This is a genomic window from Acinetobacter sp. GRABPA_MV_2, from assembly GCF_056725885.1.
Genome location: NZ_JBWZNA010000003.1, coordinates 108870 through 131989, shown reverse-complemented (window position 1 = coordinate 131989; position 23120 = coordinate 108870). Strand labels below are relative to the sequence as shown.

The window sequence follows — 23120 nt, the reverse complement described above, 5'->3', positions numbered from 1 at the left end:
AATCATGAGTATTCAAGTTAAAAATATTGAAAAACACTTTGGTGCATTCCATGCGCTTAAAAATATTTCTCTAGATTTTCCGGAAGGCGAACTGGTTGCCCTACTCGGCCCATCTGGTTGCGGTAAAACAACTCTACTTCGAATTATTGCAGGTCTAGAATCAGCCGATGGTGGTCAAGTGCTACTTGAAGGCGAAGATGCGACCAATGTACATGTGCGTGAGCGTCAGGTTGGCTTTGTATTTCAGCACTATGCGTTATTCCGTCACATGACTGTATTTGACAATATTGCCTTTGGTTTACGTGTTCGACCTCGTGCAACCCGTCCTTCGGAAGCTGAAATTAAAAAACGTGTCACTCGTTTACTTGATCTAGTCCAACTGGGCTTTTTAGCAGACCGATACCCTGCTCAGCTTTCAGGCGGACAACGTCAGCGTATTGCTTTAGCACGGGCTTTGGCAGTAGAACCTCGTGTTTTACTACTCGATGAACCATTTGGTGCGCTAGATGCTAAAGTCCGTAAAGAGTTACGCCGCTGGTTACGCAACTTACATGATGAATTGCATATCACTTCAATTTTCGTAACTCACGATCAGGAAGAAGCACTTGAGGTTGCAGACCAGATTATTGTCATGAATAAAGGCGATGTTGAGCAGATCGGTTCACCTCGTGAAGTTTATGAAAAACCTGCAACGCCATTTGTGTTTGATTTCTTGGGTCAGGCAAATCGATTTGAAGGTGAACATACAGAAGGTATCATTCGTATCGGTAATGACCGTATTCAATTACCAACAACCGTTGAAGCGCCTCAAGGAAAAGTAATTGCTTTTGCCCGCCCAGATGAGTTACATATTCACTCGCAACCGCAAGCGAATACCATTGAAGCGACTTTTGTACGTGAAATCTGGATTGCCGGAAAAGTAGTGGCCGAATTACAAGACCGTAATGGACGTTTAATTGAAATTGCTCTGAGCAGTGAATCTGCAAAATTACATGCATTTAAACCTAATCAAACTGTTTGGGTGAGCGCATCTCAATTGCACTTATTTGCAGACCAAGTTGCTTAAGAAATATATTTGGTGAGGAAATATCTTGCGGATCTTTAGACGCTCCTCACCTCTTTTGAGGAAAAGTGTAAATGAACTTTCAACAATTAAGAATTATCCGAGAAACAGTACGCCAAAACTTTAACTTGACGGAAGCATCGGCTGCACTCTACACATCTCAATCAGGTGTAAGTAAGCACATTAAAGATTTAGAAGATGAATTAGGTGTTCAACTTTTCGTTCGTAAAGGTAAACGCCTTTTAGGTTTAACAGAACCAGGCCAGTCACTTCTTAGCATTGTTGAACGCATGTTAGTGGATGCTGAAAATATTAAACGACTTGCCGAAGATTTTAATAAGGTTGACGAAGGAACATTAACGATCGCAACTACGCATACTCAAGCGCGTTATGTATTGCCTCCAATCGTTAATCAATTTAAGAAATTATTCCCAAAAGTACATTTAATTTTACAACAAGCTAGCCCTGTCGAAATTTCAGAAATGCTTTTACAAGGTGAAGCTGATATTGGAATTGCAACCGAGTCTTTAACAACTGAAGAAAATCTGGCTAGTATTCCTTACTACCAATGGCAACACAGTATTATTACTCCGCAAAATCATCCTTTAGTGCAGGCGGACAAGATCACTCTAGAACTTTTAGCTGAATATCCACTCATTACATATCATGGTGGTTTTACAGGTCGATCTAAAATTGATAAAGCGTTTGAAGAAGCTCACCTAGATGCAGATATCGTAATGTCAGCTCTTGATGCCGATGTTATCAAAACCTATGTGGAACTTGGCATGGGTGTCGGGATTGTCAATGACGTGGCTTATGATACAGAACGTGATTATCGTTTAAAGCAAACCAAAACTGATATTTTTGGTGTTAATACCACTTGGATTGCAGTTCGCAAAGGTCATCTATTACGCGGTTATGGTTACGAATTTATTTCTTTATGCTCACCTGATGCCGATATTAAAGCGCTTAAGAAAATTGCTTATCCAGATGAATAAAGATTAAAAATAAATAAAAGCGCTTTTTAGCGCTTTTATTTATTAAGTACAAAAAACGAGCCGTAGCTCGTTTTTTGTTTTGGATCTTACCAATAGAAGTTCACACCAACTTTACCAACTGGTAACCATTTATATTTATCATCATTACGGATTTCATTTTCTTCCTTATCTACCGCATCTTGAGCAGACGTTGGATTGCCATTTACAGGAGCAAGGTTATATTGAGTTAACTGAACTTTTGGATTACCAGTGTAGTAGGCACCTACTTCACCAAATACGCCCCAATTTTTATTAATTTTTGGAGCAAAACCAAAACCTACATAAGGAGCAATATTATTTTCATAATTCATCTTGCCTCTTACGCCACCTTCTTGACCAGCAACTGCTTGTTGATAGTTTTTACCATCAATTGACAATGTCTCACCATTACCAATACGTTTAGCTAAGTCATAATCATTATCTAGATAAGCAGCACCTGCAGCTACATATAAGCCTTGAGCCCATGGATTAGAACTAGCACCCCATGGACGAATTTCAGCATTTAAATAGATATTGTTGTTGTCCATATCTAGGTCATATTTAGTACCATTTACAGATACATCATCTGTCCATGAAATATCGCCACCGTTATAACCCAAAGCTAAACCTACATATGGATTTGCTTGCCATAATAAAGCACCACCGTAACCAGTTGTACCTACCTCAGCACGCACCCCCACAGGAAGTAATTGTTTTTGATCAAATGCGTAGCTGTCATGAACAACGGCTTCATCTGCCATTGCAGCACCAGCAGCAAATAAAGCTGTTGTTGTTACTAAAACACGTAATGCTTTCATAGTTTTCTCCTTAAAAAGGCGCTGTTTTTAATTTATTCATCTTGTGACTGAAATAATAATAAAGACAACTTAGATTCTTTTTTATACAAAAAATGCTAGATTTCTGTTATTTTTTGATACAAATTGAGTTAAATTTTTATTTTCAAATCATTTTTGTGTAAAAAACACTTGATTATCTAATAAGCTTATTTCGATTTATCTCATTTATATCATCAATTAAACGTAACACGTTTTTTGAAAGATTCTTGTCACAAATTAGTGTAAAATCTTTAAAATTTTTTATGGAAGGAAGATCATGTCTCAGCTTTCTACAATCATTGAGCAAGCATTTGAAGACCGCGCAAATTTTACTGCAGCAGATTGTTCAAGCGAAATTCGCCAAGCTGTTGAAGAAGCAATTGCTGGTTTAGATAACGGTACACTTCGAGTTGCTGAAAAAATCAATGGTGAATGGGTTGTTCATCAATGGTTAAAAAAAGCTGTTTTATTATCATTTAAACTTAATGACAATAAACCAATCGAGTCATGTGATCTTCGTTTCTATGACAAAGTTGAAACTAAATTCTCTGGTTGGACTGAAGAGCAATTTAAAGCTGCAGGTGTTCGTGTTGTTCCTCCTGCTGTGGCACGTCGTGGTAGCTTCCAAGCTAAAAACGTGGTGTTAATGCCATCTTATGTCAACATTGGCGCTTATGTAGATGAAGGCACAATGGTTGATACATGGGCAACTGTAGGTTCATGTGCTCAAATCGGTAAAAATGTTCACCTGTCTGGTGGTGTAGGTATTGGTGGTGTTTTAGAACCATTACAAGCTAACCCAACCATTATTGAAGACAACTGCTTTATCGGTGCACGTTCAGAAATCGTTGAAGGCGTAATTGTTGAAGAAGGCTCAGTAATTTCTATGGGCGTTTTCATTGGTCAATCAACTAAAATTTATGACCGTGAAACTGGTGAAATCCATTATGGTCGTGTACCAGCAGGTTCAGTTGTAGTTGCAGGTAGCTTGCCATCTAAATGTGGTACTTACAGCTTATATGCTGCAATTATCGTGAAAAAAGTTGATGCGCAAACACGTTCAAAAACAAGCTTGAACGATTTGTTACGCGCTGACTAATTTGTTATAACTCTCTTGCGGAGCTTTAATCGCTCCTCATCTCTACGATCAAACTGATCGTAGAGATTTTATTTTTTATATAGTGTGGTATTTCTAGAATGGCTTCCTTACGTTCCTCTGCAATTCCTGTCTCAGACCCTGCGTCCGGTTTACGCATTACCGAGATTTTTTACTCGTTGCAGGGTGAAGCAAATGCCTCTGGCCTACCGACTGTATTTATTCGTCTAACAGGCTGTCCATTACGTTGTAGCTATTGCGATACCACCTATTCCTTTGAAGGTGGCGAACGTTTTTCACTTGAACATATCATTGAAACAGCTACACAATTTCAAACACCTTATATTTGTGTGACAGGTGGCGAACCTCTTGCTCAGCCAAACTGTTTGATTTTATTACAACGTTTATGTGAGGCAGGTTTTGAAGTTTCTCTAGAAACCAGTGGCGCTCTTGATGTATCAAGAGTGGATCCCCGTGTTTCAAAAGTCCTCGATTTAAAGACTCCAACTTCTGGTGAAGAACATCGTAATCTCATCAGTAATCTTGACCATTTAACACCACGTGACCAAATCAAATTTGTGATTTGTAATCGTGAAGACTATGAATGGTCAAAGCAACAAGTTGAAAAATATCAACTGCAAACCAAAGTCAGTACCGTTTGGTTCTCCCCTGCCTTTGCGGTTGAAAAAGATGCTGTAGGCCTGCCACGTCTAGCACGTGATCTGGCACAGTGGATACTTGATGATAAATTACCTGTTCGTTTCCAACTTCAGTTACATAAACTGCTTTGGAACGATGAATCAGGTCGTTAATCACTCAATAAAATAAATCATTCCGAATATGGAGAAAAATATGCGCTCTCGTGCCATTGTTTTACTTTCAGGCGGCTTAGACTCAACCACTTGCCTAGCTTGGGCACAAGCGCGCTATGAATGTATTGCTATTAGTTTTATGTATGGCCAACGCTCAACCACTGAACTTGATGCTGCAAAAGCATTAGCTCAGCGTTCAGGTGTTGAACATCGTGTAATTAATATTGATCTAGCAAATTTAGGTGGATCAGCACTTACAGATCACAACATTGCAGTACCAGAACAGTTACAAGAAGGTATTCCTGTAACTTATGTACCAGCGCGTAACACTATTTTCCTCTCATATGCTCTAGCAGCAGCCGAAGTATTCAATGCTGAAGCTATTGTTATTGGTATCAATGCCGTTGATTATTCAGGATATCCTGATTGTCGCCCTGAATTTATTGATGCTTTTGCGAATATGGCCCGTTTAGCAACTAAAGCTGGCGTAGAAGGAAAACCACTTAAGTTTGAAACACCCCTGTTACATTTATCCAAAGCGAATATCATACGTTTAGGGATTGAACATGGCGTAGACTATAGTCAAACGGTATCTTGCTACCAAGCAGATGCTCAAGGACGTGCGTGTGGTAAATGTGACAGTTGCCGTTTGCGTAAAGAAGGCTTTATCGATGCTGGTGTTACTGATCCAACACGCTATATACCGTAATAAGTAGGTAAAATTTATGAAGTTGTTAAAATCAAATCTTATTCTTTCATCTTTATTCTCAGCAGCTGCACTTATGGCTGGTTCAGCTCAAGCTGCTGAAAATCCAGTTCAAGCGGCATATAAAAGTACTAACGTTAAAGGTGCATTAGTTAACGTTTGTAAAGAACAAACTGCTAAAGGCGGCAAGTTAAGTTCATCTGAAGTTAGCAAATTCTGTAGCTGCCAAGTTGAAGCACAAGGTAAAGTAACTGAAGCACAAAAATGGGAAATCCAAAGCGCAATCAATGCGAAGAAAAGCCCAAGTTCTCTAGGATTTGTACAACAACAAAACCGTGATCTTAAAGCATGTTTTGGTCCTCAGTTAACAACTAAGCTTGAAAAGTTAACTGAAGATGCAATGAAGGCAGCTCAACAACAAGCTCCTAAAAAATAAGATTTTAATGTTCCAAATTAAGCCTGCATTTATGCAGGCTTTTTTATAGTTCTGTTAAAGAGCTTGAGAAACGTGATATTGATCCATGTGGTGAGGGCGGTGAATTTCATACGACCATGATTGATGGGCCAATTTTTAACAAAGCAATCCCTGTAAGAAAACTCAATATTGTTTATCATGAGGAATACGCTTTTTTACCACTTGAATTAGATCATATTTAACTTTTATTTAAAGGATAAGAAATGTCTGAGAATATTCAACTCCCAAATCAGGTGTTCCCTACTACACACGGCGAAGTGAACTTGGCCGAAGTCGAAAATGAATGGTTAATCATTTACTTCTATCCTAAAGACTCAACACCAGGCTGTACAACACAAGCAGTTGGTTTTTCTTGTTTGAAAGATCAATTTGAAGCTTTAGGTGCCCGTATTTTCGGTATTTCACGTGACTCGGTAAAAGCCCATCAAAATTTTACAGAGAAGCAAGCACTTACTATTGATCTGATCAGTGATAAAGAAGAAACTCTTTGTCATCACTTTGATGTGATTAAAGAAAAGAATATGTATGGTAAAAAAGTCATGGGTATTGAACGTTCTACTTTTATTTTCCATAACAAAACTTTAGTTAAAAGCTATCGCAAAGTTAAAGCAGCTGGGCACGCAGAGCAAGTTCTAGAAGACTTAAAAGCACTACAAACAGCTTAATAAACTTAAAAACAAAAAGCGGGCATAATGCTCGTTTTTTGTATATGAACAAATTACTTACTACTTTACTTTGGCGTATGATAAACATATTAGAATAATTCACGCTAAGGTATTTACATGAGTCTGCTCAAAGTTTGTAATTTACTGTCTAGTGGTCTTGTTATTTCTGCATGCTCCGTTAGTTCATCCAGTATGCCGCCCTCACTTACATCATCTACACCACAAGTTGAAACTCCATCTATAAGAATAAGTTGCCAAGATTTACAAAACCCCGCCTATCAACAAACTGTACTTAAAATAATTAATCAGATTCGCCAGCAATCACGCCAATGTGGACAACAACATTTCTCTGCAACCAGACCACTGAGTTGGAGTAATAGTTTATATAAAGGTGCACTTTCTCATAGTGAAGATATGGCGACACACAATTTTCTCGGACATGTTGGCTCCACGGGGCTAGATTTAAAATCACGTTTAAAAATTTATAATACACTCGGTAAAGCCAACGGTGAAAATGTCGCGAGTGGACAAAAAACTTTAGATGAAGTGATGTCTAGATGGCTATCGAGTCCCTTACATTGTAGTAACCTAATGAACCCTAAATTTACAACTTACGCAATTGCTTGTGCTTCCAATCAATCTGTAAAACAAAAGAGCTATTGGACTCAACAATTTGGTACACGTTAAAAGGAAAAAAGATGCAATCAGGTTCGATCACCCCTATTTTAAGAATTTTTGATGGTGGGTTAGCTCAATCATTTTATCTTAAGTTTTTAGGTTTTCAGCTTGATTGGCAACACCAATTTGAAGACAACTTTCCGTTATATTTACAAATTTCTAAAGATGATTGTGTTATTCATTTATCCGAGCATTTTGGAGATGCGAGTCCTCATAGCGCGATCCGCATCTATTGGGAACATATTTATGAGTTGCATAGTGAACTAAGCAAAAAAGATTATAAATTTTCTAAGCCTCAAGTTGAAAAAACAGATTGGGAGACACTTGAACTCAGCATCACCGATCCTTTTTCAAACCGAATCATCTTTTGGGCAGATGCTTAATTTATATGCACTTACTCAAAATCATCTAAATTAGAGCGATCATCTTCTTCAAAGCGTTGTTGCAACTGTTGATAAGTGCGTGTTTTTTTAAATTCATCCAAAAATTGAATAGTTCCTACAGGGAAAAACTCTGTTTGGATTTCACCACGATAATAAGCTTCACGCATTGGCGTTGCCGAAATAGAGTCCTTTAAACTATCAAGTTCAACCATAATCCACTCAGGAAATAGTCGTAAATAATAGGAAGACTCATCCTTAAAGTGTCCAATCAAACCAACTTTTGAGTTCGGTTCAATTACGCCATTTACTAAAGATTTGACTTGTTTTACCCATTTTTCGTCATTATAAACATCTACTACATGTACAAAACGAATGCGTTTTTGTTCTTCTAATGAGAAATTTGACAAGATCATTTGCTCACGCTCTACTGCTAAGAACGGATTTTTAATATTACGTTCCATTTGAGCAGAGCCTAATGCCAAAACGACATAGTGGCTTTGTTGTAAGGCAATTTCAATTGTCTGCATATGAGCCAAATGAAATGGTTGAAAACGCCCTATAAAAACGAGATAGTCAAATTTATACATAATTAGATTTTCACTTTTTATGAACTCACCAGTTACTCGCATTAGAAAGAATATGCGCCATAATGAGAACCTAAAAATTAACAACGTGGTTTAAAGCAAGGATAGTACGATGACACTTAGCTGTATTCAACAACCTCATCAACATTTACACGCAAATTTAGAAGGTGGCGTACTCACCTTAGCCATAAATCGTCCAGAAGCAAAAAATGCGCTGTATGGCGAACTTTATTTATGGATTGCTAAAGCACTTGATGAAGCTAACCAAGACAAAGATGTACGAGTAGTCGTTCTCCGTGGCATAGAGCAAGATTTTACCGCTGGGAATGACATGAAAGATTTTATGGGTTTTGTACAAAATCCTAATGCTGGTCCGGCAGGTCAAGTTCCTCCATTTGTACTCCTTAAATCTGCTGCTAGATTATCGAAGCCGCTTATTATTGCAGTAAAAGGTGTGGCAATTGGTATTGGTGTTACGATTTTATTACACGCAGATTTAGTTTTTGCTGACAACACTGCTCTTTTCCAAATTCCATTTGTTAGTCTTGGTCTTTCACCAGAAGGTGGTGCAAGCCAACTATTGATTAAACAAGCGGGTTATCACAAAGCAGCTGAACTTCTATTTACAGCGAAAAAATTTAATGCAGAAACCGCCGTCCAAGCAGGTTTAGTGAATGAAGTCGTTGAAGATTCTTATGCATCAGCTCAGGCAACTGCTCAACATTTAGCAGCTTTACCACTTGCATCCTTAAAACAAACAAAAGCATTGATGAAACATGATTTAGATCAAATTATTGAATGTATTGATCATGAAGCTGAAATCTTTATGCAACGCGTCCAATCTCCAGAAATGCTAGAAGCTGTACAAGCATTTATGCAAAAACGTAAACCAGATTTCTCACAGTTTAATTAAAATCAATTTCTATGATTTGAATAAACTCAAAGGCAGGCTCTTCATAAGGATGGCTTGCCTTTAATGCTTTCGCTACGGTCTTGGCATTTTCTTCAATTACAATTGTTTCTACACGCCATTCTTCAACTTGTTCGAGTTCACCCAGCTCTCCGATATAAGGATCTGCACCTTTGACTGGTTTAAATTGTCCTGTTCCTTTCACCTGCCATGCACAGTGCTCATAATTACCGATACCACCCGCACCAGCAGAAAAAATAGCTTGTTTTGTCGACTCAAGATGTGACTCAGGTACGTAATAAATCAGCTTTAACATAAGTAGAATGGCTCGAAACTAGTGAACTAGCTTTAAATCATACCTTTAAAAAAGCTTCTAAATCAAAGTCAGCTCATCATTACCAAATAATTTGCTCCAATAAAGAGGATTTGAATGGCAAGCGCCAAGCCAAACAAGCGCCAGCCCTTATCTTTGGTATACATTGTTCTTATGTGATACTTATTTTTCATCATTTTGATCTCCGATTTTTATCGTTGTTACAGAGAAAGCAAAAATTGATCCAACCTTGAACAAAGCATAAGGTGTTAAATAGGCGCATGTCTATAGGCTTATAATTTTCATAAAATACTTAGTAGAGCTACACTCATTTATATGTAACTCTTACTCTGAACAAAGTTTTAAATTTCAGTGTGCTAGCTGCATCTTTATAATTTTAAGTATTCGATTTCTTTAAATATCTGTTCTCATATATTGTCATCATGAATGCTAAACCACATAAAATGACGAAACCGCCAGTCATTGGTATTAATGTACCGTTATATAGCTGCCCAATAATGGAAGCGAGAATAAGTGACAAAACAGAGGATGCTGCACCAATAATGGCCGAAGCGATACCAGCAACATGCCCCATTGGTTCCATTGCAATGGCGTTTAAATTACCAAATAAAGTTCCAAATAATAAAAATAAAATGCAGGCATAAAGCATAAACATCCAGAATGAAACAGCCACACCTAAAAGTTGAATTCCTAAGAAAACTAAAGAAATTAAGCACAAACCTAGAAAGCCGTAAATACAGATTGGACGCATACCAAACTTCATGACAATTTTAGAATTTGTAAATGAAGCGACGCCCATCACACCTGCAAGCACAGCAAAATAAGCACTAAACTCTTGCCCTGTTTTACCAAACTGCTGCATAAAAATTTGCTGAGAAGTACCTAAGTAACCAATGAATCCACCAAAGCAAAAACCTGCACATAGCAAATAGCTCATGGTGGTTTTGTTACCCACTACTTCTTTAAAACCTTCCTGAAATGCCTGTAAGCGCATAGGTAAACGATTTTCGGGAAGTAACGTCTCTTCCAAACGTAAAGCGACCCATGCCCCGACAACTGTGGCATAGACCATATATAAAACAAAGATCTCACGCCAACCAAAGAAATGGATAATGAGCTGTCCCAAACTTGGTGCAATTGCTGGGGCAACCATAAACACCATCATAATTAAAGACATGATGCGGGCCATTTGAGCTCCGCTGTATTTATCTCTAACAATTGAAATAGAAGCCACGTAAGGACCTGATACTCCAACCCCCTGAATGAAACGTCCAACTAGAAACCATTCAAAACTTTGTGTGGTAAAGCACAACAAACTTCCCAAAAAGTAAATAAGAATTCCTGTGAATAAAATGCGTTTACGGCCAATCGCATCGGATAGAGGGCCTGCAATGAGTTGCCCAATTGTCATACCAGAGAAGATACCAATAATGACCCACTGTGTCTGATTATTATTTTTTAAGTCAAAAACTCGTCCGATTTCGCCCAAAGCAGGTAAGACTGCATCTATCGAAAAAGAAACAATAGACATGAGCAATGCCATCAGCAATGCGAACTCGCGGAAATGGATTTTTGATTTCATTTTTCTTCTCTACTATTTATTAATATCGTACTACATACAAATAAGCCACCTTACGGTGGCTTATTTCAATTTTTATATTAACCAATAAACTTACGTGCGTTACGGAACATACGTAACCATGCACCATCTTCAGTCCACTCTTCTGGACTCCAAGAGTGTTGAATTGCACGGAATGTACGCTCTGGGTGCGGCATCATGATCGTTGCACGACCATCTTTAGATGTTACACCAGTAATCGCTTCCGGCGAACCATTCGGGTTCAATGGGTAATGTTGAGTCGGATTACCATGGCTATCAACATAACGCAATGCAACTTGGTTAGCTGCATTTAAGCTTGCAATATCAGCTTCACTTGCAACTGCACGACCCTCACCATGTGCCACAGCAATCGGTAAAATCGAACCTTCCATACCATCAAGTAATACAGAAACTGATTTTTCAACACGAACATTTACGCTACGAGCTTCAAAAACTTCTGACATATTGCGGTGGAAGCGTGGCCAGTGTTCAGCACCTGGAATAAGCGGCGCCAATTGTGACAACATTTGGCAACCATTACAGATACCTAAGCTGAACGTACCTTCACGGTGGAAGAATTGCTCAAACTGATCACGCAATTTCGCATTGAATAAAACTGATTTTGCCCAGCCACCGCCAGCACCCATTACGTCACCGTAAGAGAAACCACCACAAGTCACCAAGCCTTCAAAATCACTTAAGCTAACGCGACCAGCAAGTAAATCGCTCATGTGCACGTCAACAGTATTGAAACCAACCTTATCAAAGGCTGCCGCCATCTCAATATGACCATTTACACCTTGCTCACGCAAGATCGCCATATTAGGACGACGTGTGTTAATGAACGGTGCTTCAATAGGTTCATTCAAGTCAAATGTTGGTTTAGCAATTAAGCCTTGATGTGATTTATCTGCAATTAAAGCAAATTCTTGGTCAGCAGTTTCTACGTTATCACGTAAACGTTGGATCTGATGAGATACTTCAGACCAAGCTTGCTGTAACTCTGCGCGCTCTAAAGTCAAACCATTTACAGATAATTGATCTGTGTTGTTTACACGACCAACTACAGCAATTGCATCTTTTAAGCTAGAAGCAGCAACTTCTGCTTGTAAAGCTTCCCAATCAGCTGCTTTGATTTGAACAACTGCACCAATTTCTTCAGCAAACAAACTTGCTGGAGTTTGGTCTTCTAATGCAACACCTAAACGTGCAGCAAACATCATTTCAGCAACAGTTGCGAGTAAACCACCGTCACCAATGTCATGGTAAGCTTGAATCAAGCCACGGTTATTCCAGTCTTGGATTAAAGCAAAGAACGCTTTGAAATCATCAAAACTATCAACATCTGGAGTGATTGAACCAATTGCTTTATATACTTGAGCAAGAATCGAACCACCTAAACGGAACTGGCCTTTAGATAAATCAATACGTACAAGTACTGAATCTTCTAAATTCTTAAGTTCAGGTGTTAAAGTTTTACGAACATCTGTTACTGGAGCAAATGCAGTAATTACCCCTGTCATTGGAGATGTCACAGCTTTATCTTCGCCGTTGTCGTTCCAAGTGGTACGCATTGAAAGCGAGTCTTTACCTACAGGAATCGCAATTCCTAAAGCAGGACACATTTCCATACCAATCGCTTTCACACCTTCAAACAACGCCTGGTCTTCACCTTTTTGACCAGCAGCAGCCATCCAGTTTGCAGAAAGTTTGATATCACTAATTTGTTCAATATTTGCACATGCAATATTAGTAATTGCTTCAGCAACTGCCAAACGAGCAGACGCTGCTGGATTTAACAATGCAGCTGGTGGACGTTCACCCATCGCCATTGCTTCACCAGTGAAGCCTTGTAAGCTTGTCGTCGTTACTGCTGCATCTGCAACAGGAATCTGCCAACGACCAACCATTTGATCACGCGCAACCATACCTGTAATTGAGCGGTCACCAATGGTGATCAAGAATGATTTAGAAGCAACTGTAGGATTTTTCAATACACGGAAAATCGCATCTTTCAAATCAACTTTTGAAGCGTCAAAATCGTTACCTTTACGCTCAATTGTTTCATAAGAACGTTGCATGCGCGGTGTACCACCAAGCATTACTTGCATTGGGATATCAACTGCATTGTTCTGGAACAATGGATCTTCAACAGTTAAATGACGAGCTTCAGTTGCTTCACCTAACACAGCAAATGGACAACGTTCACGAGCACAGATTGATTCGAACTGTTCTAAAGACTCTGGGCGAATTGCAAGAACATAACGCTCTTGAGCTTCATTTGACCAGATTTCCATTGGGCTCATGCCCGGCTCTAATGAAGGAATTTTACGAAGGTTAAGAACTGCACCTAACTCATGATCATTCACAAGTTCAGGCATAGCATTTGATAGACCACCCGCACCAACGTCATGTACAGAAACGATTGGGTTGAAGTCTTCTAAGCGCCAGCAAGTATCAATTACTTCTTGACAACGGCGTTCCATTTCTGGGTTTTCACGTTGTACAGATGCGAAATCAAGGCTTTCACCCATTGTACCGCTATCTACAGAAGATGCTGCACCACCACCAAGACCGATTAACATTGCAGGGCCACCCAATACAATGAGCAAGTCACCAGGTTGAATCGCATCTTTTTCTACATGGTCAGGACGAATGTTACCGTAACCACCAGCAATCATGATTGGCTTATGGAAGCCCTTCACTTCACCATTTACATTTTGTTCGAAAGTACGGAAATAACCATTTAATGCAGGACGACCGAATTCGTTGTTAAATGCCGCACCACCTAATGGACCTTCAATCATGATTTGTAATGGCGATGCCATACGTGAAGGTTTACCGTAGTTTTCTTCCCAAGGTTGTTCAAAACCAGGAATATTTAAGTTAGAAACTGTAAAGCCTGTTAAACCAGCTTTTGGTTTACCACCACGACCAGTTGCACCTTCATCACGGATTTCACCGCCTGAACCAGTTGCAGCACCAGCAAATGGAGAAATTGCTGTTGGGTGATTATGAGTTTCAACCTTCATTAAAATATGAGCTGCTTGGCTCTTATATTTATAAACAAAGTGACCATTTTCATCCGCTTTTGGATAAAAACGCATCGTGTCATAACCAACAATTACAGAAGCGTTATCTTTATATGCCGATAAAACGTCAGTTGGTGATTCTTTATAAGTGTTTTTAATCATTTGGAACAATGATAATGGTTGTTTTTCACCATCAATTGTCCACTCAGAACCAAAGATTTTATGACGACAGTGTTCAGAGTTCGCCTGCGCAAACATCATTAACTCGATGTCATTTGGATTACGACCAAGCTTACCGAATGCTTCTGTTAAATAATCAATTTCTTGTTCAGATAACGCAAAACCGAACTCATTGTTCGCTTTAACCAAAGCTTCTTTGCCTTGACCCAAGATATCAATTGAATTTAATGGTTTTGGAGCAGTTTCTGAAAATAATGCTTTTGCATCTTCAATTTGAGCAAAAACTGTTTCTGTCATACGATCATGAAGTACTTGTTTAACTTCATTAGTAATTTCAGTAACACCTTTTAACGTGAATAAAAGACCACGTTCTAGACGGTGTACTGGTGTATTACAGTTTTTAAAAATATCAGTTGCTTTAGAAGACCAAGGTGAAATAGTACCCACACGTGGTGTAACTAAAATCTGAATCTCATCACTTGCAGATTGACGAAGTTCAAAAGACTCACCGTCATTTAATAATTGCAAAGCAGATTGATGTTGCTGCTCGTTGAGCGCTTGATCAAACAAATAGACCCATTGGCTGTCAAAAGATTGAACAGAACTAATTGACGATAAACGTGTTAATAGTTGAGCTTTCTTAAAAGAAGAATGTGCTGCTGCACCGGCCACGATAAACATGTTGATTTTGGCTCCACGGGCAGGTCTTGTGAACCTTACCGCAATGTGACTTTAGAGAGAGCGCATATTCTACTGCTTCTTGGTAAAATCAGCTAGATGTAGAATCAGTATTCTGTAACCTAATTCTGCAAGAAGTGATTTGTTTTTTGTTCAAAATCATTTTTTTAGTCATTCTTGCTAAAAATAAATTGTTGCATGTTTATTCAATAACATAATAAAACCCGAACTAAGACAAACTATGTCGCACCAAGCTAGTGCTTTTAAGTTTTTTTTGGCATGATCAGGTTTTATAGTTTTGAATAATGATAAATGGAACAAATGCGTTGGTTAGAGCTGCTTTCCGCAGTTCGTTTAGGTAGCAAAAAAAGTAGTACAGAACTGGCTCGTAGCCCATTCCATAAAGATTATGACCGCATTATATTTTCTCAAAGTTTTCGTCAGTTAAACCGTAAGACGCAAGTTCACCCTCTAGCACAACATGATGGTATTCACACTCGCTTAACTCACTCCCTTGAAGTTTCCTGCATTGGCCGCTCAATGGGTATGCTTGCCGCAGAAAAAATTAAAAACGAATTACCCGTCTGGATTTCTCCTGCCGATGTTGGGGCAATTATTCAGGCAGCTTGTCTGGCCCACGATATTGGTAATCCCCCTTTCGGGCATGCGGGTGAATATGCAATTCGCGAATGGTTCGATGATGCCTCACATGATGATTTTTTGAAAAAACTCAGTCCTGAAGAAGAAGCTGACGTTCGTCAGTTTGAAGGTAATGCTCAAGGATTACGTCTATTAAGTCGCATTGACTATCATCCAAATGATGGCGGTATGCGCTTAACTTATGCAACTTTAGGTGCTTATCTAAAATATCCATGGCTTTCAAAAACAATTGCTTCGCAGGGTGACCGCCCTTCCCATCAAAGAGCAAAGTTTGGTTGTTATCAGTCTGAAAAAGAAATTTTAAAACAGATTGCGGAACAGCTCGGGCTGATTCAACTCGGGGAATATCATTATTGTCGTCATCCACTCACCTACCTGCTAGAAGCTGCTGATGACATTTGCTATGCATTAATTGATTTAGAAGATGGCATTGTCTTGAATATGCTGAGTTACCAAGAAGTTGAACCAATATTCCTAAATCTTATTGCCGACTATGGTCAACCTGAAGAGTTGTCTCATCCAAATAGTACATGGCAACAAAAGATCTCAGCATTACGTGGTCGAGTCATGAAACGTCTTGTTGATGAGGTCACTACAGCTTTTGCCAAAAATCACTATGAAATCATTACAGGTCAGCTTAAGGGCAATCTTTTGCAATATTGTTCGCCAGATATTGCAATTGGTATCGAAACTGCCAAGAATCTGGCACGTGATAAAATTTTTGAGCACCCACAAAAGTCTGGTTTAGAAATTATTGCGCATCAAAGTTTGCAAACGATTTTGGATGCATTTGTTCCACTTACAACACCACATAAATCTTTAAGCTTTAAAGAACAACGTTTAATGTCTATCCTTAATCTATATGGTGCTAGCTTTAGCAATAATCACTACAGCAATATCATGCAAGTCCTCGATATTATTAGTAAGTTCTCAGATCATCAGGCTTATAGCTTGGCGCAAGAGTTGCAAGGTAATAAAATTGGCTTGTTTTAAGCTGGCTTGATATAGAAAGAAATAAAACCAGTGTCGTTTTCAATTCATTTTAGAACGACCAGATTTACAGTTATGAATAAGTGAAATTACGCTATGATCGGATGTTTAATTGGCGAAGTGTTTGCCTTAGAAGCCCCTACTGTCTTACTGAATGTAAATGGTGTGGGCTATGAAATTGATACGCCACTTTCAACATTTTGCCAATTACAAAAGGGCCAGAAAGTTACATTATGGACGCACTTGGTTGTCCGTGAAGATGCACAGCAGCTCTACGGTTTTAGCGATGCTCAAGAAAAAACAATTTTCCGTACCTTATTAAAAGTAAACGGTGTCGGTCCAAAAATGGCATTGGGTATTTTATCGACGCTAAGTGTTGATTTATTGGTTCACACCATTGAACATGATGATATTAATACGCTGGTCAAAGTCCCGGGTGTTGGCAAAAAAACAGCTGAACGTTTAATGATCGAACTCCGTGATCGCTTCAAAACATTGGCTCAAGGCACGTCAACTACGGCGACCATGCCTCAAATTCAATTTGCTGCAAACTCTCCTGTTGCAGAAGCAGAAGCTGCTTTGCAATCTTTAGGTTATAAGCCACTTGAAGCACAAAAAGCTGTTGCTGCGGTTAAAGCCGATTACACAGAATCAGCCGATATTATTCGTGCTGCTCTTAAATCCATGATGAAGTAAAACACTTATGCAAGACCGTCTAATCAGTGGAACAGAAAAACCAGAGGATCATTTTGATCGGGCTATTCGACCAACTTCTCTTGCCGATTATATTGGACAACCAGTCGTACGCGAGCAAATGGAAATTTTCATTGGCGCTGCTCGTGGCCGTGGCGAAGCACTCGACCATACGCTAATTTTTGGTCCGCCGGGTTTAGGTAAAACCACACTTGCTAATATTATTGCCCGAGAAATGGGTGGTAACCTCAAATCTACTTCAGGGCCGGTATTAGAACGTGCGGGTGATTTAGCAGCAATGCTAACTAACCTTGAAGAAGGCGATGTTTTGTTTATTGATGAGATTCATCGTCTTTCTCCAGTGATTGAAGAAATTCTCTATCCAGCAATGGAAGATTACCAATTAGATATCATGATTGGTGAAGGCCCTGCTGCTCGTTCAATTAAACTCGATTTACCCCCTTTTACACTTGTTGCTGCGACCACTCGTGCAGGCTTACTGACCTCACCACTACGTGACCGCTTCGGTATTGTGCAACGTCTTGAGTTTTACTCTGTAGAAGACTTGACTCATATTGTGTCGCGCTCTGCAAACTTAATGGATGTACCCATTACAGTTGAAGGCGCAGAAGAAGTAGCACGCCGATCACGCGGAACACCTCGTATCGCTAACCGTTTATTACGACGTGTTCGTGACTATGCACAAGTGAAAGGCACAGGCGAAGTGACCCATGAAATGGCGCAGCGTGCGCTTGATATGCTTAATGTTGATAAAGCTGGCTTAGATACCCTAGACCGACGTTATTTGAGCATGCTACTCGAGCGTTTTGATGGCGGTCCTGCTGGAGTTGAAGCGCTTGCAGCAGCGATGGCTGAAGACAGCGGTACGCTTGAAGATGTGATTGAACCTTATTTAATTCAACAAGGTTATGTCATGCGTACCGCACGAGGTCGGATTGCAACCAACCAATCTTATTTACAGTTTGGAATGACACCACCTGAGCCTAAAAACTAATCAAAGGAAGAGAATTTTCTCTTCCTTTTTTAATTTAATCTCTCTATCCAATGAAATAATAATTGACTTATCAATAAATTAGACACTCCATACCTTTTAAGTCTATTTTTATACCTTATTGATTTTTTAATATTTTTAAAAACTGCATTATAAGAAATGTAGATATCAAATCTTATGAACAATAATATTTTTAGGATAAGGACATGTACAAAAAAGCCGCTTTAATTTTTCCACTTGCTCTAATGAGTCAGCTGAGCCTAGCAGATTGGGTAAAAGATGCTGCACAACAAAATGAAAATCAGGTGATTCAATTAAGACAACATATTCACGAGCATCCTGAACTCGGCAACATGGAATTTAAAACATCAGCACTGGTTCAAAAAGAATTGAAGTCTTATGGCATTCAAGTCAAAACAGGTTATGCAAAAACAGGGGTTATTGGCATTTTAAAAGGTAATAAACCTGGCCCTATTATCGCGCTTAGAGCAGATATGGATGCGCTACCTATGGAAGAAAAAAGCGGAGTTCCCTTTTCTAGTAAACAAAAAGCAATTTATCAAGGTAAAGAAACTTATGTGATGCATGCCTGTGGACATGATGCACACACAGCAATGCTATTAGGTGCAGCAAAAATTCTAGCTGCGAATAAAGATAAAATATCGGGTACTGTTGTCTTTGTTTTTCAACCCGCTGAAGAAGGTGGAGCAGATATAGACAACTTTAAGCAGGGTGATCAAATCGGCTCAAGAAAAATGATCACAGACGGTGCATTTAAAGATTATAAACCCGAAGCTATTTTTGGAATACATGTCATATCTGGTATGCAAAGTGGGCACCTTTATTATAAAGATGGTGCCATTTTAAATAGCGCAGATCACTTGCGTATTCAGGTTAACGGTAAGCAGGTTCACGGCTCGACCCCATGGTTAGGCAGAGATCCAATTTATGCATCTGCACAAATGATTAATAATTTACAGAGTCTTATTAGCCGAAGAATCGACCTCACCCAAGGCATGGGCGTAGTCACTATCGGTAATATTCAAGGTGGTACGGCAGGAAATGTAATTCCGGAACAAGTCAATATGATCGGAACCATTCGCTCTAACAACGAACAGATACGGGCAAATATCTTAAAAAGTTTACCCACCATGATAGAGCATAACGCTCAAGCCAACGACATGACTGCCAAAGTTGAAATTGCTCCTTATGCTCCAGTAACCATGAACGACAAGGCGCTTACCCAATTGATTCAACCTACATTAGCCGAAGTTGTTGGCGATTCAAAACTTCATGTTCTAGATCATAATGCAAGCGCAAGTGAAGATTTTGCCTATTATGGTAGGTTAATGCCCTCATTTTTTGTTTTTTTGGGCGCAACTCCAGAAAATCAGGACTTAACTCAGGCTGCACCAAATCATAGTCCTTATTTTATTGTAGATAACAAGGCCTTAAAAACAGGGACCGAGCTACATGTAAGATTCGTATTAAATTATCCGAATATATCAAAACAAGTTCAAACCGCATGGAAGCCCTCTTAACTTAAAAAGCTTGCTAGCCATAAGATGTAGCGTTTTTAGTTTAGAAATACAGCAACCGCAATTGAAAGGTTGTGCCATAGGACTTAGTATGCAATCTGCTAAACTGCCCCGTATTTAAAAGCAGATGTATGGCTTTTGAGTAGAGCTAATGTTTTATTCAAAGCCATATTTTAAATATAAAGCTCTATAGTGAACTAAAACGGAATACTCTCATGGCGAATCATTTTGAATTCAACATTCGTGTTTATATTGAAGATACGGACGCAGGTGGTATTGTTTACCATGCCAACCATATTCGCTATATGGAACGTACCCGTACCGAATGGCTCCGTGCTGCTGGCGTTGACCATTACTGGCACCAAAAAGACTACAACTTTGTCGTATATAAAATTGACGTAAAATATATGCGTCCTATTTTAATGGATGATTTAATTACTGTTACAGCACGTGTAGTTTCATGTAAAGCTGCGTCATTTGTGTTGCAACAAAATATTTATCGTGGTGAAATCTTGCTTGCTTCTGGTGAGGTTGAGTTGGCATGTTTAAGCAAAGACTTAATGCCTCGTCGTCTTCCAGAAGAAATACGTGATCTTATTCGTAAAGAATTGGAACAAGACTAAAAAAACAACCGGCATATGTAACCTATGGCAACAAACATTGAATCAACCCTGCATATTTCTGACCTTATTTTACAAGCAAGTCCAGTCGTTCAGTTGGTCATGCTAATTTTATTGTTAGCATCGATCTTTAGTTGGTATTTGATTGCCAAGTTACATATGAGTTATAAAAAAGCACATCAAGACGATGAACATTTCCAAAAAATGTTCTGGTCTGGTGCTGAACTCAATACGCTTTACAACAATGCTCAACTCAACTCAAAGCGTTCAGGGCTTGAAGATATTTTTTATCAAGGGTTGAGCGAGTTTTTTAAACTCAAAAAACGTCAAGCTCCTGTCTCTCAAACAATTGAAGGCACGGAGCGTATTTTACGCGTAGGTTTGAGCCGTGATCAAAGCCATTTAGAATATGGTTTAGGAACTTTAGCAAGTATTGGTTCTGTGGCCCCATACATCGGTTTATTCGGTACTGTTTGGGGGATTATGAATGCCTTTATCGGTTTAGCTGCGGTTGATCAAGTAACTCTGGCAACTGTTGCACCGGGTATTGCCGAAGCACTTATTGCAACTGCAATTGGTTTGTTTGCCGCAATTCCTGCTGTATTGGCTTTTAACCACTTCACTGCTAAAAGTGAAAGTGTTTATTCTGATCGCGCTTTATTTGCTGAAGAGATGATTGCTTTATTGCAACGTCAATCTGTGGGTTCATCACAGGAAGATGCATAATGGCAATTCAGCGTTCAGGGCGCTTTGAGCGCATAAAAAAACCATTAAAAAGTGATATGAACGTCGTACCTTATATTGACGTTATGCTCGTACTTTTGGTTATTTTTATGGTAACTGCTCCTATGATTACCAGTGGTATCAAGGTTGATTTACCTCAAGCAAATAACCATCCTATCGAATCAAAAGATATGCCAGCCATGGTAACAATTGGCAAAGATGGCAATATTTATCTTCAGTATGAAGATTACAAAGATAATGAACCATTATCTCGTGAAAAACTCGAAGCAGTTTTAAGCGATGCTCAAAAACAAGCTGAACAAGAAAACAAACAACTCACAGTTTTAGTCAATGGTGATAAGTCTCGTCCTTATGGTGAAATCGTATCATTAATGGCAAGTTTACAAGAAGCAGGCTTAACTCAAGTTGGCCTTCTGACAGAGCCTTTAAAATAAGCTATGAACAAAAATCAAAAGCCGCACTTTAAACAAAATGCGATTGCATTGAGCTTTACACTCGGAGTTCATGCAATTGCCATTGTTGGCTTGCTTTTTTTAGGCTTGAGTAAACCACCTGAACAGCCAAAAAAGCTAACGACTATTTTAGTTAAGCCAGAAGATTTACCTCCTCCTTTAGCCAAAGAAATTGAACAAGAGACTACAGCTACAAATGAAGCAAAAGAGGTATTAGCCCCTATTGTGGATGAAACGCTACCTCAAAATCTTCCAGTTGCACCTCCTCCTCCAACAGCTCAACAACTTGCTGCTCAAAAGCAAAAGGCCGAACAAGCCCAGCAAGTCAAGTTAGCTGAGCAAAAGCGTAAAGCTGAAGAAGCTGCGAAAGCGAAACAAGCAGCAGAGCAGCAACGCATAGAGGAAACTCAAAAGCAGCAGGCTGAAGCCAAACGCCAAGCTGAGGCGAAAGCAAAATCAGAAGCCGAACAAAAACGTAAGGCTGAACAAAGTGCAAAAGCTGCTGAAGATGCTAAACGTAAAGCTGAGGCTGATGCAAAATTAAAACGTGAAGCTCAAAAGGCTGAAAACGCTAAACTTCAAGCACAACAAGAAGCTAAGCGAAAAGCCGAAGCTGATGCTAAAGCTAAGCAACAAAAAGCTGCTGACGAGGCTAAACGCAAAGCTGAAGCCGATGCTAAAGCCAAGCAACAAAAAGCTAATGATGATGCTAAACGCAAAGCTGAAGCCGATGCTAAAGCCAAACAGCAAAAAGCCAATGACGAGGCTAAACGTAAAGCTGAGGCCGATGCTAAAGCTAAGCAACAAAAAGCTGAAGATGCTAAACGTAAAGCTGATGCCGATGCTAAAGCTAAGCAACAAAAAGCTGACGAGGCTAAACGCAAAGCTGAAGCCGATGCTAAAGCTAAGCAACAAAAAGCTGCTGACGAGGCTAAACGCAAAGCTGAAGCAGATGCTAAGGCCAAGCAGCAAAAAGCTGCTGATGATGCTAAACGTAAAGCTGAAGCGGAGGCTGAAGCAAAAGCTGCATCTGCTCAAAAAGCACAAGAAGAGGCAGCTCAGAAGAAAGCTGAAGCTAAAAAGGTTGCTTCTTCAGCTAGACGCGATTTTGAGCAAAAAATTCGACGCTCTTGGGATGTCCCAACTGGCAGTAGTGGTAAAACAGTTGGTGTTCGTTTTACCCTCTCCGATTCGGGAAGTGTTAATTCTATTGTAATCACGCGTTCAAGTGGTGATGATGCCTTAGACGCAAGTATTAAAGCTGCAATTCAAGCCGCAGCGCCCTATCCTATGCCATCAGATCCAGATGCAAGACGTGAAGCAAGAAGTGTTAGCTCTACATTTAGAGCGCAATAATTTTGAA

24 protein-coding genes and 1 pseudogene are annotated in these 23120 nt (G+C 39.4%); 19 read left to right on the top strand and 6 right to left on the bottom strand.

Features of this window, described 5'->3' with window-relative positions; genetic code table 11:
• Positions 1-4 precede the first annotated feature (4 nt).
• The gene (locus ACXM0J_RS04250; protein ID WP_086265452.1) at positions 5-1066 is read left to right on the top strand and encodes a sulfate/molybdate ABC transporter ATP-binding protein; all 1062 of its coding nucleotides are present in this window, start codon (positions 5-7) and stop codon (positions 1064-1066) included.
• A gap of 71 nt (positions 1067-1137) precedes the next feature.
• Complete coding sequence (locus tag ACXM0J_RS04245) at positions 1138-2061, top strand: CysB family HTH-type transcriptional regulator (RefSeq protein ID WP_002118601.1); 924 nt, start codon at positions 1138-1140, stop codon at positions 2059-2061.
• Positions 2062-2147: 86 nt separating this feature from the next.
• Here ACXM0J_RS04245 and carO read toward each other — a convergent pair whose 3' ends face one another.
• Positions 2148-2897 (bottom strand): ornithine uptake porin CarO type 1, encoded by a 750-nt coding sequence (carO, locus tag ACXM0J_RS04240; protein ID WP_086265453.1) that lies wholly within the window; start codon positions 2895-2897, stop codon positions 2148-2150.
• Between the two features lie 295 nt (positions 2898-3192).
• On the opposite strand from carO, the gene dapD reads away from it, so the two are divergent.
• The 8 genes and pseudogenes from dapD to ACXM0J_RS04200 all read left to right on the top strand — a co-directional run bounded on the left by dapD (position 3193) and on the right by ACXM0J_RS04200 (position 7730).
• Positions 3193-4014 carry a 2,3,4,5-tetrahydropyridine-2,6-dicarboxylate N-succinyltransferase gene (gene dapD, locus ACXM0J_RS04235; protein ID WP_057086220.1) on the top strand — a complete coding sequence of 274 codons (822 nt, stop codon included), beginning with the start codon at positions 3193-3195 and terminating at the stop codon, positions 4012-4014.
• A 98-nt stretch (positions 4015-4112) separates the two neighbouring features.
• On the top strand, positions 4113-4823 hold the full coding sequence (gene queE, locus ACXM0J_RS04230) for a 7-carboxy-7-deazaguanine synthase QueE (protein WP_086265454.1): 711 nt from the start codon (positions 4113-4115) through the stop codon (positions 4821-4823).
• A 40-nt stretch (positions 4824-4863) separates the two neighbouring features.
• A complete protein-coding gene (queC, locus tag ACXM0J_RS04225; protein WP_002118843.1) occupies positions 4864-5532 on the top strand; it encodes a 7-cyano-7-deazaguanine synthase QueC in 669 nt (222 codons plus the stop codon).
• A gap of 16 nt (positions 5533-5548) precedes the next feature.
• Positions 5549-5965: a hypothetical protein gene (locus ACXM0J_RS04220; protein WP_005073124.1), complete on the top strand. Its 417-nt coding sequence runs from the start codon at positions 5549-5551 to the stop codon at positions 5963-5965.
• Between the two features lie 53 nt (positions 5966-6018).
• Positions 6019-6186: pseudogene (locus ACXM0J_RS04215) on the top strand (Dph6-related ATP pyrophosphatase); the annotation flags it as partial.
• Between the two features lie 21 nt (positions 6187-6207).
• Entirely contained in the window at positions 6208-6669 is a 462-nt protein-coding gene (locus tag ACXM0J_RS04210) for a peroxiredoxin (protein WP_017480568.1), read from the top strand.
• A 117-nt stretch (positions 6670-6786) separates the two neighbouring features.
• On the top strand, positions 6787-7356 hold the full coding sequence (locus tag ACXM0J_RS04205; RefSeq protein ID WP_139841480.1) for a CAP domain-containing protein: 570 nt from the start codon (positions 6787-6789) through the stop codon (positions 7354-7356).
• 11 nt (positions 7357-7367) lie between these two features.
• Entirely contained in the window at positions 7368-7730 is a 363-nt protein-coding gene (locus ACXM0J_RS04200; RefSeq protein WP_086265456.1) for a glyoxalase superfamily protein, read from the top strand.
• Positions 7731-7741: 11 nt separating this feature from the next.
• On the opposite strand, the gene ACXM0J_RS04195 is transcribed toward ACXM0J_RS04200, so the two are convergent.
• Positions 7742-8317 (bottom strand): nicotinate-nicotinamide nucleotide adenylyltransferase, encoded by a 576-nt coding sequence (locus ACXM0J_RS04195; protein ID WP_002119001.1) that lies wholly within the window; start codon positions 8315-8317, stop codon positions 7742-7744.
• Positions 8318-8426: 109 nt separating this feature from the next.
• On the opposite strand from ACXM0J_RS04195, the gene ACXM0J_RS04190 reads away from it, so the two are divergent.
• On the top strand, positions 8427-9227 hold the full coding sequence (locus ACXM0J_RS04190; RefSeq protein ID WP_086265457.1) for an enoyl-CoA hydratase: 801 nt from the start codon (positions 8427-8429) through the stop codon (positions 9225-9227).
• On the opposite strand, the gene ACXM0J_RS04185 is transcribed toward ACXM0J_RS04190, so the two are convergent.
• The 4 genes from ACXM0J_RS04185 to purL all read right to left on the bottom strand — a co-directional run bounded on the left by ACXM0J_RS04185 (position 9220) and on the right by purL (position 15051).
• A complete protein-coding gene (locus tag ACXM0J_RS04185) occupies positions 9220-9540 on the bottom strand; it encodes a YqfO family protein (protein ID WP_086265458.1) in 321 nt (106 codons plus the stop codon). The genes ACXM0J_RS04190 and ACXM0J_RS04185 overlap by 8 nt on opposite strands.
• Positions 9541-9608: 68 nt before the next feature.
• Positions 9609-9734, bottom strand: coding sequence for a KGW motif small protein (locus ACXM0J_RS04180; RefSeq protein ID WP_002118600.1), 126 nt, complete (start codon positions 9732-9734; stop codon positions 9609-9611).
• A 200-nt stretch (positions 9735-9934) separates the two neighbouring features.
• The gene (locus ACXM0J_RS04175) at positions 9935-11140 is read right to left on the bottom strand and encodes a multidrug effflux MFS transporter (RefSeq protein WP_213034435.1); all 1206 of its coding nucleotides are present in this window, start codon (positions 11138-11140) and stop codon (positions 9935-9937) included.
• A 77-nt stretch (positions 11141-11217) separates the two neighbouring features.
• Positions 11218-15051, bottom strand: a complete 3834-nt coding sequence (purL, locus tag ACXM0J_RS04170; RefSeq protein WP_479750278.1) for a phosphoribosylformylglycinamidine synthase — start codon at positions 15049-15051, stop codon at positions 11218-11220.
• Between the two features lie 309 nt (positions 15052-15360).
• Between purL and ACXM0J_RS04165 the strand changes: the two genes are divergently transcribed.
• The 8 genes from ACXM0J_RS04165 (at position 15361) to tolA (ending at position 23113) form a co-directional block, all read left to right on the top strand.
• Positions 15361-16701, top strand: coding sequence for a deoxyguanosinetriphosphate triphosphohydrolase (locus tag ACXM0J_RS04165; RefSeq protein WP_060464857.1), 1341 nt, complete (start codon positions 15361-15363; stop codon positions 16699-16701).
• Positions 16702-16794: 93 nt separating this feature from the next.
• On the top strand, positions 16795-17394 hold the full coding sequence (gene ruvA / locus ACXM0J_RS04160; RefSeq protein WP_086265460.1) for a Holliday junction branch migration protein RuvA: 600 nt from the start codon (positions 16795-16797) through the stop codon (positions 17392-17394).
• Positions 17395-17401: 7 nt separating this feature from the next.
• Positions 17402-18406, top strand: a complete 1005-nt coding sequence (gene ruvB, locus ACXM0J_RS04155; RefSeq protein WP_002052424.1) for a Holliday junction branch migration DNA helicase RuvB — start codon at positions 17402-17404, stop codon at positions 18404-18406.
• Between the two features lie 203 nt (positions 18407-18609).
• Positions 18610-19944 carry a M20 family metallopeptidase gene (locus tag ACXM0J_RS04150; RefSeq protein ID WP_086265461.1) on the top strand — a complete coding sequence of 445 codons (1335 nt, stop codon included), beginning with the start codon at positions 18610-18612 and terminating at the stop codon, positions 19942-19944.
• A gap of 212 nt (positions 19945-20156) precedes the next feature.
• Positions 20157-20564, top strand: coding sequence for a tol-pal system-associated acyl-CoA thioesterase (ybgC, locus tag ACXM0J_RS04145; protein ID WP_001273591.1), 408 nt, complete (start codon positions 20157-20159; stop codon positions 20562-20564).
• A gap of 24 nt (positions 20565-20588) precedes the next feature.
• A complete protein-coding gene (tolQ, locus tag ACXM0J_RS04140; protein ID WP_016140259.1) occupies positions 20589-21287 on the top strand; it encodes a protein TolQ in 699 nt (232 codons plus the stop codon).
• Positions 21287-21739, top strand: a complete 453-nt coding sequence (gene tolR, locus ACXM0J_RS04135; protein WP_086265462.1) for a protein TolR — start codon at positions 21287-21289, stop codon at positions 21737-21739. The genes tolQ and tolR overlap by 1 nt, the downstream gene beginning before the upstream one ends.
• 3 nt (positions 21740-21742) lie before the next feature.
• On the top strand, positions 21743-23113 hold the full coding sequence (tolA, locus tag ACXM0J_RS04130; RefSeq protein WP_262470144.1) for a cell envelope integrity protein TolA: 1371 nt from the start codon (positions 21743-21745) through the stop codon (positions 23111-23113).
• Positions 23114-23120 lie beyond the last annotated feature (7 nt).